Below are 13,263 nucleotides of genomic sequence, written 5' to 3'. Positions count from 1 at the left end.
AAGAAACTGGAAAAAATTTACATGGCGCTCATCTTTATTCTTCTGTATGCGCCGATTGTCACCCTTGTGGTGCTCTCCTTTAATGCATCAAAAACGCGTGCCAAATGGGGCGGCTTTACGCTGCACTGGTACCGTTCACTGTTTGCCAATACAGAGATCATGAACGCGCTGTATACAACGTTAATCATTGCGCTTCTTGCCTCTGCGATTGCAACCATCCTTGGAACGCTTGCGTGCATCGGCATCAACAGCATGTCAAAAAAAAGCCGGACGCTTTTCATGGGTATTACGAACATCCCGATGCTGAACGGTGAGATCGTTATGGGAATCTCGCTGATGCTGCTCTTTATCATCTGCCGCATTCAGCTTGGATTCGGCACGATTCTGATGGCGCATATCACGTTCAATGTTCCTTATGTTATTTTGAGCGTTATGCCGAAATTAAAGCAGACGAACAAATCAACGTACGAGGCAGCCCTCGACCTTGGCGCTTCCCCTCTGTACGCGTTTTGGAAAGTCATCTTCCCGGACATCATGCCAGGCGTTGTTTCGGGCTTTCTGCTCTCCTTTACGATGTCCCTCGATGATTTCGTTATCACCTACTTCACCAAGGGACCGGGCGTTGATACGCTCTCCACAAAGATTTATGCCGAAGTCCGCAAGGGAATCAAGCCGGAGATGTACTCGCTCTCCACGATTCTTTTTGTTACCGTACTGCTTCTGCTGCTCCTTGTGAATGTGAATCCTTCTCCGAAGGAAGAAAAAGAGGAGGCAAAAGAGCGCGAGGCTATGGCGAAGAAGGGCATCCGTTTCCGCATCACGAAACGTGTGGTCTTCCGCCGGATTCTTCCGATCGCCATGGTGCTTGTCATCGGCGGCGGCGGTATTTACTACGGAAGCCAGAATGCTTCAGCCGGCGGCTCCCAGCAGCTGATTGTGTACAACTGGGGCGAATATATGGATTCTGATGTCATCGATATCTTTGAGGAAGAAACCGGTATCCACGTTGTTTACGAGGAGTATGAGACGAACGAAATCATGTATCCGAAGATCAAATCCGGTGCGATTTCCTACGATCTTGTCTGCCCGTCCGACTATATGATTCAGAAGATGATCCAGAACGATCTGCTGCAGCCGATCAACTTTGACCATATTCCGAACGCTTCCAACATTGGAGATATGTACTACGAGACTTCCGAGCAGTTCGACCCGGGCAATCTCTACTCGATCCCGTACTGCTGGGGAACAGTTGGTATTCTGTACAACAAAAAAATGGTAACCGAGCCGATCGACTCCTGGTCTGTTCTGTGGGATACCAATTACCGCGACAGCATTCTGATGCAGGACAGCGTGCGCGATGCGTTTGCTGTTGCTTTAAAGGATCTGGGATACTCCTTAAACTCCACCAATATCAAGGAGCTGACGGAGGCGAAGGATCTGCTTGTGACACAAAAACCTCTCGTGCAGGCGTACGTTGTGGATCAGGTGCGTGACAAGATGATCGGAAATGAGGCGGCTATCGGCGTTATTTACTCCGGTGAAGCTATCTACACGAAGCGTGAAAACCCGGATCTGGAATACGTTGTTCCAAAAGAAGGCTCTAACGTCTGGATCGATTCCTGGTGCATTCCAAAAGATGCGCAGCATGTCGAGAACGCAGAGAAATTCCTGAATTTCCTCTGCCGGCCGGACATCGCACTGAAAAACTTTGAGTATATTACCTACTCTACGCCGAATGATGCGGCGCGTGAACTGATTGAGGATGACGATATCCGAAACAGTGAAATCGCCTTCCCGGATGAGGAAACGCTTGCACGGTGCGAAACCTTTACGTATCTTGGCGATGATGCCGATGAGGTTTACAACCAGCTGTGGCGTGAAGTAAAATCAAATTAAAGATCTGCTTTCGGACAAAAAAAGATCCCGGTCAGGAATTCTTAGGAAAGATTCCTGCCGGGATTTTTCTATTCTTACTGTTGCTCTCAAAAGTCTGTTTTAATCAAAATTGTGGTCAAAGCGCGGAGAAAGCGTTCCGTTTCCATGGAGCACTTCATCCAGCTTTACAAGCTCCTGCGGCGCCTCTGCAAGCGCTCTTTCGTACAGGTGGACAAGATTCCGTGTGCCCGCTTCGCATTCCTTCTGAGGCCTTCCAGGCATCACACGGCCGCCCATCGAATCGTAGCAGCCGACCAGTTTCATCACTCCAAGAAGAAGGCTTCTTACCGCACTGCTGCGGCAGATCGTGATTCTCGTCCAGAGCTTCATGCCCTTCAGGCATTCGACAATTTCTGTTTCCCCGATTTCCGGAAAACAGCGGTGGATGACCTTGTTGCCGTCGGTGTGCGGGCAGATCGGCGATGCCGGACGGTATACGAGCGGATCGAGGCCGTCCTCCAGCATGAAGTACTGGTCAAGGCTCGTCTCAATCTTTGCATGGGAAATTCCAGTGTGATCCACAAATTTCCCGATATACGGATGACACGTCGAATCGAGAAGGTAATGGCAGGCAAAGCCTAACAGATACGCTTCCATCGCCTCTGACGGGCTCTGCTGATACTTTTTCACCTCATCCTCGAACAGAACGGAAGCCGTCTGCTCATGCAGAAGCGTTCCGTAATCAGACACACGGTTTTTCGAGAACGGATGGTAATAAAAGAAGATATCCGGCCCGTGCAGTCCGATCAGATACAATTTTTTGTTTTCTCGAATGATCTTTTTCAAATTTGCCGGAAGCTGTTCATAGACTTCTCTTCCGAACCTGTCGTGTGCGTACGTAGTAGGCATATCGGTATCTCCCTTCTTTTTTCTCCTGCCGGATCAGACATCCAGCTTGATCTGCATTTCCTCTTCCACTTCTGCGCGGAAGTCCTCCATCTTGACCGGACTGATCTCCGGCAGATTGTCGGTGGAATCGACGCCGAAGTTCCGCAGGAATTCTTCGGTCGTGCCGAACACAATCGGGCGGCCCGGCGCGTCGAGGCGGCCAAGCTCCTGCACCAGATTGTACTCCACCAGTTTGTTGACCGCGTGATCGCTCTTGACGCCGCGGATCTTGTCGATCTCCTGCTTCGTGACCGGCTGCTTGTAGGCAATGATCGAGAGAGTCTCCATCATGACGTCGGTCAGAACCGCCTTCTTCGGCTGCATGGCGATGTTGACAAGATAATCATAATATTCCTGTTTCGTGCACATCTGATACGCATTTTCAAGCTCCACGATGTGGATGCCGCGGTCTTTCGTATTATATTTTTCCATCATATGGTTCAGAATCCTGCGGGTCGTCTCCGTGTCATGGCCGATCGCTTTTGCAATCCTTCCCAGCTCCACGGAATCTCCCATCGCAAAAAGGACTGCCTCGATGGCTGCTTCCGCCTCCTCGACCGAAGAGGGGCGTCTTGCCTCACCCAGGGCAGTTTCTTTATTCCTGTTCTGTTCTTCCATCTGTCTTGTCCTCACTGTCTGTCTCGTCTGTATACGGCACAACTACGGTGTCTTCATCCTCCAGGGATTCAATCAGGATATCCCCGAAAAGCTCCTCCTGGCTGATCCGGATTTTGCCGGTTTTCATCAGCTCCAGGATTGCAAGGAAGGTGACAATCACATGCACCTTGCCCGGCTGGGATTCCAAAAGGTCGCGGAAGCTGAAGCGGCGTTTTTTAACAGCAAACTGCTCGACATACGTCATCTTGTCCGGCAGGCTGACCTCTTCTTTTTCGATCTTTCCGAACTTGCTTCGGATCGGGTCGATCTTGTCCTCCTGGCGCTTTAAAATCATTTTATAGATCGTATGGAGCTTCGCGAGAGAAATCTGCGAGAGAAGCTCGGAGGTGTCGACCGGCGTCCTGTACTCCAGCACTTCTCTTGGAAGCGTCGGCTCCTTGTACACGGAACGGCTCGCCTCGTTCATGCGGTCACGCAGCTCGTACGACATGTACTTGTACATTTTGTACTCTAAAAGCTGCTGCACCAGCTCGGCTCTCGGGTCCTCTTCCTCGCCTTCCTCATTCACTTCTTTTGGAAGCAGCATGCGGCATTTGATATCCAGAAGCGTCGCCGCCATGACCATGAACTCGCTCATGATGTCGAGGTCTTCCCGCTCCATCTGATGAATGTATTCCAGATACTGGTCCGTAATCTCTACAATGGGGATATCGTAAATATCTATTTTATTTTTATCGATCAGGTGAAGAAGAAGGTCCAGCGGTCCTTCAAACACCGGAAGCTTTACTGGTATCGCCATGTGCTCTGTTCTCCCTTACGGTTTCCCGATATCTGTAATAATCAATTCTCTTCTGTTCCAGATGCGGACCGGAATGGTGTGTTCGCCCGTTCCTGCACTGATGATCTGGCAGGTGCCGCCCGTCAGGAACAGCCCGCGGCAGTTTTTCGAAAAAAGGCGGAAATCCGGCGTCACAAGCCCCCGGTGCGCGCCAAGGCCCACCACGCCGCCGTGATAATGGCCGGAAAGCGTCAGATCGGCTCCATATGATGCATAGGAGCTGCGGTAGGCAGGGTGATGCGCCAGCAGAATGCCGTAGCGCGCCGGATCCGGTTTTCCAAGGTGGTCCGTCAGTTCCGAAACCGGCAGCGGTCCGCGGTAAAAGCGGTTGTAATAGGTGCGGTCCATGGCATAGCCGTAGATCCGGACCGGACAGCCGCTGATGGTAAGATCCGCCGTCTCATTTTCCAGATAGCAGATTCCTGCCTTTTTCAGGCGCTCCCGGAGCTTTTCATACAGATCGCCGTACTGTTCCGGATACAGCTTCAGACGGTATTCGTGGTTTCCGCAGCCATAGATTACCTGGTATTCCTCCGCAAGACGTTCCGCGAAACTCAGACCCGGGTCGAGGTTCTCCCCCGGCTTTGCCACAATCTGGTCCCCGCCGATGATGACAAGATCCGGAGCCGCCTCATCGATGACTGCCTTTAACACCGTGTTGTCCGGGCCGAACTCCATATTGTGAAGATCACTGATAAACGCCAGACGAAAACCGTTTCCTACCGGAAATTTTCCGTTTGACGAAAGTTTGTAATAGGTCGTTGTAAATTTTCTCATACCGTTCATTATACTTGATTTTTCGGTGTATGACAACCCGTTTTCCCTGCTGTTTATAAGCCCAGTGCCTGTTTTGCCAGCTGATCGGCTTTTTCGTTGTAGGTGACGCCGGTGTGGCCCTTTACTTTGCAGAAACGGATCGCAACTTTGGCCGATGCCAGATCGTAAAAATTCCGGTAATCGATGGTTCCCTGTTTTTTCGCCTGCCATTCTCTCGTACACCAGCTTGCGATTCCCTGGTAATCGTGATAGATGGCCAGCTCCGGAATATCATGTGTCAGGCAGTAAGCCATGGCCAGCTCTGCGCCCTTGATCTCGCCTGCTACATTCCGCATGGAGACGAGATCCGGGTCGCTGTATTCTTCTGCAAGATTCAACTCTTTTCCGTCCAGGAAGAGGACCACACCGCAGGAGAACTTTCCGAGCGCATGCTGATAGCTTCCATCCACGTATGCGACGGCGCTCCTGCCGACACCGGCGTATTCCGGGTCTTCGCATGGTTTTTCCGCCAGAATCAGGTGTTCCCAGTCCCAAGAAGAAGGATCGGGTGCTGCCGTGCTCTGTACTGCCTTTCGTTCCGGGGCAGCGAAATACGTTCCTTTTGTTTCCCGCAGCAATGGTTCCGGCATTTTACCGCCGCCCAGAAAGGCCTCTGCCTCCTCCAGACGCTCAAATCCCTTGTAAATTGCGCCAGGATAACCGTGTACCTGCGCTTTGCACGCATCCCATGTCCGGTAGATGCCCGGAACCTTTCCCTGTTTTACCGCATAGTAATTTTTCTTTGCCATGTTTTTCTCCTTTTCGCGCATGATACTCCGGCTTTATGCCGTCCCAAGAAAATATTGTTTCATCGTACATCCGAACAGGTCCCACATGCCGGCTCTTGCCACGTCTGCTCCATATAAAATCGCAACGGAACCAAGTTCCTCACCGTCTGCTTTGTAAACAACTCTTCCGGCACACTCGCCTTTCTGGATAGGGGCCTGCACCTCTTCCGGCAGTTCCATCGTTTTTTCCACTTCACCAATCACCGTCCCGCCCGTCGTAAGATAGCGGAATTCTTCCGCATATTCCAGTTCTGCCGTATCCTGCTTTCCGTAAACAACCGAAAGTTCCGGCAGGGGATCGCGTTCCCGGTCTATGTAGATGCTGCAGGACGAAAACCCATACTGGAACAGTGACGCTGCATCTGCAAACCGCACCTTGTAGTCCGGTGCTCCCATCACGACTGCCAGCATCGTCAGATCATTTTTCTTCGCCACTGCCGAGACGCAGTACTTCGCCTTCGAGGTGCTTCCTGTTTTCAGTCCCACACAGCCCTCATAGCCGCGGATCAGCTTATTTGTATTGGTGAGGGTGAATGGTTTGCTTCCCTTCTGTGTGACATGCGTAATCTCTTCCATCCAGATAGAGGAATAGTTCAGGATCTGCGGAAAGCGCTCGATCAGCTCCCGAGACATTTTCGCCACATCTGCCGCTGTCGTGTAATGGCCGTCGGAATCCGTGAGGCCGCAGCAGTCCTCAAACTTCGTGTCGTTCATGCCGAGTTCTTTTGCTTTCTGGTTCATCCGGCTGACAAACTCGCTTTCTGTCCCCGCAATATGCTCTGCCATCGCTACAGATGCATCGTTTCCCGAAGCAACGACAATACACTTGATCATCGTCTCAACGGTCTGCTTTTCGCCCTCTTCCAGAAAAACCTGGGACCCGCCCATACTTCTGGCGTGCGCACTCGTCGTCACTTCGTCGGTCAGCTGGAGCGTCCCTTTTTCGAGCTCTTCAAAAATCAGCAGCAGCGTCATGATTTTTGTGATGCTCGCCGGGCTTCGCTGTTCCGACGCATTTTTCTCGTACAGAACAGTTCCGGTCTGTGCCTCCATCAAAAGAACAGACGGCGAAGCCAGCCCAAGGTCCGTTGTCATCTCCGGTGCTGTCTCCTCCGTCTCCTCCGTCTCTTCTGTTTTCTGTTCCGTTGTTTCGTTCTGCTGCTTGTCGGAAGATTCTCCATTCTGCTCTGCCGCAGTCACTTTCAAGGGCGCTGCAAGAAGCGCCAGGATCATCAGCAGGCTCCAGACGATATTTCGTGTTCTTCTCTTCATATTCCCCCGAAACATCTGCTCTTTCTTCCCTACAGGCTATGCAGACGACCGCAGAACTATGCTGTCTGTTCCGTTTACAGCAGCGGTGCCAGAAACTTCAGCGCACCGCGGAGTGCACGGACTGCAAAATTTTTCTTTCGGCAGTAGTCCATATTGATCTGCTCACACTGTTCAAACGTGATCAGCGCATCCTCTTTTACCTGGGCAACCGCACTGCTGCCGTACATCCAGACACCGCACTCAAAATGCAGGTACATGCTCCGGTAATCCATGTTGATCGTTCCGACCGTCGCAACTTCATCATCACAGACAAAGCTCTTGGAATGGATAAAGCCTGGCGTATACTGGTAAATCTGAACGCCGGATTCCAGCAGGATCTCGTAATTGGCCTGCGTCAGAATATAGACAATCTTCTTATCCGGGATGCCCGGCGTTACAATCCGCACATCGACTCCGCGCTTTGCCGCCATGCAGAGAGCGGTCAGCGTCTCGTTGTCCGGAATCAGATACGGGGTAAAAATATAAAGATATTTTTTCGCCTGTGAAATAATGTTCAGATAAACATGCTCGCCTACTGTCTCTCCATCCAGCGGGGAATCGCCGTACGGCTGCACAAAACCGTCTTTTTTAAACGCTTCCTCGTGATAGATTTCCGGCCGGTATGATTCGAAATCGCATTCCATACCGGTGATTGTGCTCCACATCTGCAGAAACATCACCGTAAAACTCCATACCGCCTCACCATGCAGACAGATTCCGGAATCCTTCCAGTGGCCGAACCGCTCCTTGCGGTTAATGTATTCGTCCGCAAGATTAATGCCGCCCGTGAAAGCCGTATGACCGTCGATCACGGCAATTTTCCGGTGGTCACGGTTATTTAAAATGACATTCAGCACCGGTCGGAACTGATTGAACGCCGCACACTTGATGCCCATCTGCTGCAGCGATTTATAATACTGATACGGCAGTGTCGTCACGCAGCCGAAATCATCGTAAATCAGCCGCACATCCACACCGGCGGCCGCTTTTTCCTTCAGAATCTCCAGCACCGTATCCCACAGATACCCCTCGCTGATGATGAAATATTCCATAAAAATGTAGTGTTCTGCCTTTTTGAGTTCCTCAATAAAGTGCTCAAACCATACATCTCCCAGCGGGTAATACTCTGTTTCTGTATTTTCATAAACAGGATAATGCGCATAATTGGTCAGATAGGAAGACTGCCCCGCTGCCAGGATATTTTCTTCCTCGAGCTTTTTACGCGTCTCTTCTTCCTCTCCAAGAACGCCTCCCTGCGAAAGCAGAACTGTATCGTAATGTGTACGGAATTTTCTTGCCACACTGGAATGGCCGAGAATGCCGTACAGGCAGATTCCGGTTACCGGAAGCGCCAGGATACAGACTGCCCACATCAGTTTGTAGCCGGGATTCATTTTCGGATTATTGATAATCGAAAGCACTGCAATCAGGGAAAGAATCGTGACCGCATAGTTGATGTAGACAGATTTTTCATTTAGCTGCATCACAATTCCGGCCAGCCAGCAAAATTCCAGAAGAAGTGCAACACCGATAATGACCATACGGCTGGTAAGCAGCTTCAGAATCTTTTTCACGATACGAAACAGCTTGTTTGCTATTTTGTACAAAATTCTCATTTGTCACCGCCTTGCTGTTTTGTCAAAACCTGCGACTTTAAGTTACAAGTATAAAAATCCCCGGCAAAACAGATCGCCGGGGATTTTTTGCACATTAATTATACTTACGTTTTCTGGCAGCTTCAGATTTCTTTTTACGACGAACACTTGGTTTCTCGTAATGCTCTCTTTTACGAATCTCCTGCTGAATGCCAGCTTTTGCACAGCTACGCTTAAATCTGCGTAAAGCGCTGTCCAACGTTTCGTTTTCTTTAACGATTACATTTGACATAGTCTCACACCTAACCTCCCTCCAGTTGTAGATTGTGCATAATACAACTGTATGGGTATTTTTTGCACTGTTCTTATTATACCAGAAAAATCTCGTACGTCAACAAGTTTTTTCATTTTTTTGCAAAATTTTTCCCTGCCGCCTGCCTGGCTCCTTTTTCTGCCCTGCAGGCGGCAGGATTTTGTGCTGTTTTTCCTGCTTATTGTTATGCGATCTGGCCTTCCAGTACCTCGGCAGCTTTTGCAACTGCTTCGTTGATCTTCTCCGGATTCTTTCCGCCGGCCTGTGCCATGTTCGGACGTCCACCGCCGCCGCCGCCGACAACGGCTGCCACTTCTTTGATCAGTTTTCCGGCATGTGCACCTTTCTTCATCGCATCATCGGTTACCATGGCAAGAAGGCTTACTTTGCCGTCCTTTGCAGATGCCAGAACAACAACGCCGCTTCCCAGTTTTTCTTTCAGCTGGTCGCCAAGGTCACGCAGTCCGTTCATATCGACATCCGGTACGGATGCAGCGAGAAGTTTTACACCTTTGACTTCGGTGACTTTATCCATAACATCGCCGAGCGCTTCTTTTGCCAGTTTGCTCTTTAAGGACTCATTCTCTGCCTGGAGTGCTTTTGCCTCTGCCTGCAGATGAGCGATCTTCTCGAGGAGATCCGCCGGTGTTGTCTTTAAGAGAGCTGCTGCCTCATGCATTTTCTCTTCCTGTGCTTTATAGTATGCAGTAACAGACGGTCCGGTCAGAGCTTCGATTCTGCGGACACCTGCTGCGACGCCTGCCTCAGAAACAAGTTTGAACAGTCCGATTTCAGCGGTATTCTTTACATGGGTACCGCCGCAGAGCTCTTTGGAGAAGTCTCCCATGGAAACGACACGTACTTTGTCGCCGTATTTCTCACCGAACAGAGCCATCGCGCCGGATTTCTTTGCTTCCTCAGTATCCATGATGTCGGTTACAACCGGGATCTGCTCCTGAATCTTTTCATTTACCAGATTCTCAACTTTTTCCAGTTCTTCCGGTGTCATAGCCTGGAAGTGGGCAAAGTCGAAACGGAGTCTGGTCGGGGTTACGAGAGAACCTTTCTGCTCTACGTGTGCACCGAGAACAGTCTTTAATGCCTTCTGCAGAAGGTGTGTTGCGCTGTGGTTCTTCTCGATATTTTTTCTTGCCTCTTCGTTGACCTGAAGTGTAACTTCCTCGCCGTTTGAAATCATACCGGATTTCATGACACCGACGTGACCGTATTTTCCGCCGCGGAGTTTGATGGTATCTTCTACTTCGAATACACCATTTGCTCCTTTGATGATACCGCAGTCGCCTTCCTGACCGCCCATGGTAGCGTAGAACGGAGTTTTCTCTACGAAAATGGTTCCCTTCTGGCCTTCCATCAGAGATTCTGCAATCTCAGTCTCTGTCGTCAGAACGGTTACTTTGGAGGTATCCTCCAGATGATCGTATCCGGTAAACTCAGTTGTTACGGACGGGTCGATCTCATCGTAAACGGTTGCATCAGCACCCATGTAGTTTGTTACTTCACGGCTCGATCTTGCACGCTCTCTCTGCTCTTCCATTGCTGCATGGAAACCGTCCTCGTCGATGCCGTAGCCCTTCTCCTCGAGGATCTCTTTGGTCAGATCCAGCGGGAATCCGTAGGTATCGTACAGTTTGAATGCATCCTGTCCGTCCAGAACTTTTTTGCCTTCGCTCTGCATTTTTTCTTCGAACTCGGAGAGGATATGAAGTCCCTGGTCGATGGTTTTGTTGAACTGGGTCTCCTCGTTGTTCAGAACGTTGAAGATGAAATCTTTTTTCTCTTCAAGTTCCGGATATCCGTCTTTGGAGCCTTCGATTACGCTTGCGGAAAGGCGGGCAAGGAACAGTCCGTCAATGCCAAGCAGACGGCCATGACGTGCTGCACGGCGGATCAGACGGCGCAGTACGTAGCCTCTTCCTTCGTTGGTCGGCATGATTCCATCGGAAATCATGAATGTTGCGGAACGGATATGGTCTGTGATAAGGCGGATGGAAACATCGGTCTCATGATCTTTATCATACTCTTTTCCGGAGATTTCGCATACTTTGTTGCGGAGTGCCTGAATGGTGTCGACATCGAAGATGGAATCTACATCCTGTACGACAACGGCCAAACGCTCAAGTCCCATACCGGTATCAATGTTCTTCTGGATCAGGTCGGTGTAGTGGCCCTCGCCGTCGTTGTTGAACTGGCTGAATACGTTGTTCCATACTTCCATGTAACGGTCACACTCGCAGCCAACGGTACATCCCGGTTTGCCGCAGCCGTATTTTTCTCCGCGGTCATAATAAATCTCAGAACACGGACCGCACGGACCTGCGCCATGCTCCCAGAAGTTGTCCTCTTTTCCAAAACGGAAAATACGGTCTGCCGGGATGCCGATCTCTTTGTTCCAGATATCAAATGCTTCATCATCGTCCTGATAGATGGATGGGTACAGACGATTCGGATCGAGCCCTACTACCTGTGTTAAAAACTCCCAGGACCATGCGATTGCTTCGTGTTTGAAATAATCACCGAAGGAAAAGTTTCCGAGCATCTCAAAGAAGGTGCCGTGACGGGCTGTTTTTCCTACATTTTCAATATCGCCGGTACGGATACATTTCTGGCATGTTGTTACTCTTCTTCTCGGCGGAATCTCTGCGCCTGTGAAGTAAGGTTTCAGCGGAGCCATACCGGAGTTGATCAGTAAAAGACTTTTATCGTTGTGTGGAATCAACGAAAAACTCTTCATAGCAAGATGTCCTTTGCTCTCGAAGAACTCAAGAAACATCTTTCGTAATTCGTTTACGCCATATTTTTCCATGACTGTTTGTCCTCCAAATAATTCAGTGTGTCCCGGAATTTCTTCCGGGAATCCATTCTTTTATAATAGCACACTTAATTATTTAACGCAAATTTTTTTGAAATTCTTCTTTCCTTTTTTCAGAACGATACCGTCCTCGCCGAAGGCTGCTTTTTCTACGGCATATTTCGGATCTGTAATTTTCTCACCGTCTACGGATACACCGCCCTGCTCTACGGCACGGCGTCCTTCGTTTCTGGTCTTTGCAAGCTCTGCTTTGACAAGAAGGGTTACGATATCGATTTTATCGTCCGTGAAATCCTCTGCAGAAAGTTCACTGGTCGGCATATGCTCGGAGCTTCCGGTAGAGAATACGGCACGTGCGCCTTCCTGCGCTTTCTTTGCTTCTTCCTCGCCGTGTACCATGGAGGTCAGCTCATAGGCCAGGATCTCTTTTGCCTCGTTCAGCTTGCTTCCTTCCCAGGAATCCATCTCGTCGATCTGCTCCAGCGGCAGGAAGGTCAGCATACGGATACATTTTAAGACGTCGGCATCGTCCACGTTTCTCCAGTACTGGTAGAAATCGAACGGGCTGGTCTTGTTCGGGTCAAGCCATACAGCGTTTCCTGCGGTTTTACCCATCTTCTTGCCCTGAGAGTCGGTCAGAAGGGTGATGGTCATTGCATAGGCATCTTTTCCAAGTTTACGGCGGATCAGTTCGGTTCCTCCCAGCATGTTGGACCACTGGTCATCGCCGCCGAACTGCATATTGCAGCCGTATTTCTGGAACATGTGATAGAAGTCGTAGCTCTGCATAATCATATAGTTGAACTCCAGGAAGGAAAGACCTTTTTCCATACGCTGTTTGTAGCACTCTGCACGGAGCATGTTGTTGACGCTGAAGCATGCACCTACCTCACGGAGCAGTTCTACATAGTTCAGGTTCAGCAGCCAGTCTGCGTTGTTGAGCATCATAGCTTTTCCCTCGCCGAACTCGATGAAACGCTCCATCTGACGTTTGAAGCACTCTGCGTTGTGGTCGATCTCCTCGCGGGTCAGCATTTTTCTCATATCGGTTCTTCCGGACGGGTCACCGATCATGGTGGTGCCGCCGCCGATCAGGGCGATCGGTTTGTTTCCTGCCATCTGCATCCGTTTCATCAGGGTCAGTGCCATGAAGTGACCTGCGGTCAGACTGTCTGCGGTGCAGTCGAATCCGATATAGAACGTTGCTTTTCCATTGTTTACCAGGTCTCTGATTTCATCTTCGTCGGTTACCTGTGCCAGAAGGCCTCTGGCGATCAGTTCGTCATAAATCTGCATTTTGTTTTTCTCCTTTTTTCGGTTGACTTTCGGGT

At 50.1% G+C, this 13,263-nt stretch carries 11 protein-coding genes; 1 reads left to right on the top strand and 10 read right to left on the bottom strand.

The window, feature by feature from the left end:
* The first annotated feature begins 21 nt into the window (after nt 1-21).
* Nucleotides 22-1,896 (top strand): extracellular solute-binding protein, encoded by a 1,875-nt coding sequence (locus tag DXB83_RS02495; RefSeq protein ID WP_416388066.1) that lies wholly within the window; start codon nt 22-24, stop codon nt 1,894-1,896.
* A 99-nt stretch (nt 1,897-1,995) separates the two neighbouring features.
* Here DXB83_RS02495 and DXB83_RS02490 read toward each other — a convergent pair whose 3' ends face one another.
* From DXB83_RS02490 to tyrS, 10 genes are all read right to left on the bottom strand, one after another.
* Complete coding sequence (locus DXB83_RS02490; RefSeq protein WP_117804068.1) at nt 1,996-2,784, bottom strand: zinc dependent phospholipase C family protein; 789 nt, start codon at nt 2,782-2,784, stop codon at nt 1,996-1,998.
* Between the two features lie 33 nt (nt 2,785-2,817).
* Complete coding sequence (gene scpB, locus DXB83_RS02485) at nt 2,818-3,441, bottom strand: SMC-Scp complex subunit ScpB (protein WP_055226398.1); 624 nt, start codon at nt 3,439-3,441, stop codon at nt 2,818-2,820.
* Nucleotides 3,419-4,240: a segregation and condensation protein A gene (locus tag DXB83_RS02480; RefSeq protein ID WP_022462320.1), complete on the bottom strand. Its 822-nt coding sequence runs from the start codon at nt 4,238-4,240 to the stop codon at nt 3,419-3,421. The genes scpB and DXB83_RS02480 overlap by 23 nt, the downstream gene beginning before the upstream one ends.
* A 15-nt stretch (nt 4,241-4,255) precedes the next feature.
* A complete protein-coding gene (locus DXB83_RS02475) occupies nt 4,256-5,056 on the bottom strand; it encodes a metallophosphoesterase (protein WP_158565810.1) in 801 nt (266 codons plus the stop codon).
* Nucleotides 5,057-5,109: 53 nt separating this feature from the next.
* Nucleotides 5,110-5,844 (bottom strand): ribonuclease H1 domain-containing protein, encoded by a 735-nt coding sequence (locus DXB83_RS02470; RefSeq protein WP_022462318.1) that lies wholly within the window; start codon nt 5,842-5,844, stop codon nt 5,110-5,112.
* A gap of 33 nt (nt 5,845-5,877) precedes the next feature.
* Entirely contained in the window at nt 5,878-7,155 is a 1,278-nt protein-coding gene (locus DXB83_RS02465) for a D-alanyl-D-alanine carboxypeptidase family protein (RefSeq protein ID WP_243002016.1), read from the bottom strand.
* Nucleotides 7,156-7,229: 74 nt separating this feature from the next.
* Entirely contained in the window at nt 7,230-8,810 is a 1,581-nt protein-coding gene (cls, locus tag DXB83_RS02460; RefSeq protein ID WP_117760330.1) for a cardiolipin synthase, read from the bottom strand.
* Nucleotides 8,811-8,904: 94 nt separating this feature from the next.
* Complete coding sequence (gene rpsU / locus DXB83_RS02455; RefSeq protein ID WP_004222305.1) at nt 8,905-9,081, bottom strand: 30S ribosomal protein S21; 177 nt, start codon at nt 9,079-9,081, stop codon at nt 8,905-8,907.
* A 205-nt stretch (nt 9,082-9,286) separates the two neighbouring features.
* Complete coding sequence (alaS, locus tag DXB83_RS02450; protein ID WP_118697226.1) at nt 9,287-11,926, bottom strand: alanine--tRNA ligase; 2,640 nt, start codon at nt 11,924-11,926, stop codon at nt 9,287-9,289.
* 78 nt (nt 11,927-12,004) lie between these two features.
* Nucleotides 12,005-13,228 (bottom strand): tyrosine--tRNA ligase, encoded by a 1,224-nt coding sequence (gene tyrS / locus DXB83_RS02445; RefSeq protein WP_022462314.1) that lies wholly within the window; start codon nt 13,226-13,228, stop codon nt 12,005-12,007.
* Nucleotides 13,229-13,263: the final 35 nt, after the last annotated feature.

The organism is Blautia sp. OM06-15AC (assembly GCF_003481425.1).
GTDB classification, from domain to species: Bacteria; Bacillota; Clostridia; order Lachnospirales; family Lachnospiraceae; genus Fusicatenibacter; species Fusicatenibacter saccharivorans.
The sequence above is the reverse complement of the archived record's forward strand: the minus strand, read 5'-3'. Positions and strand labels throughout refer to the sequence as shown.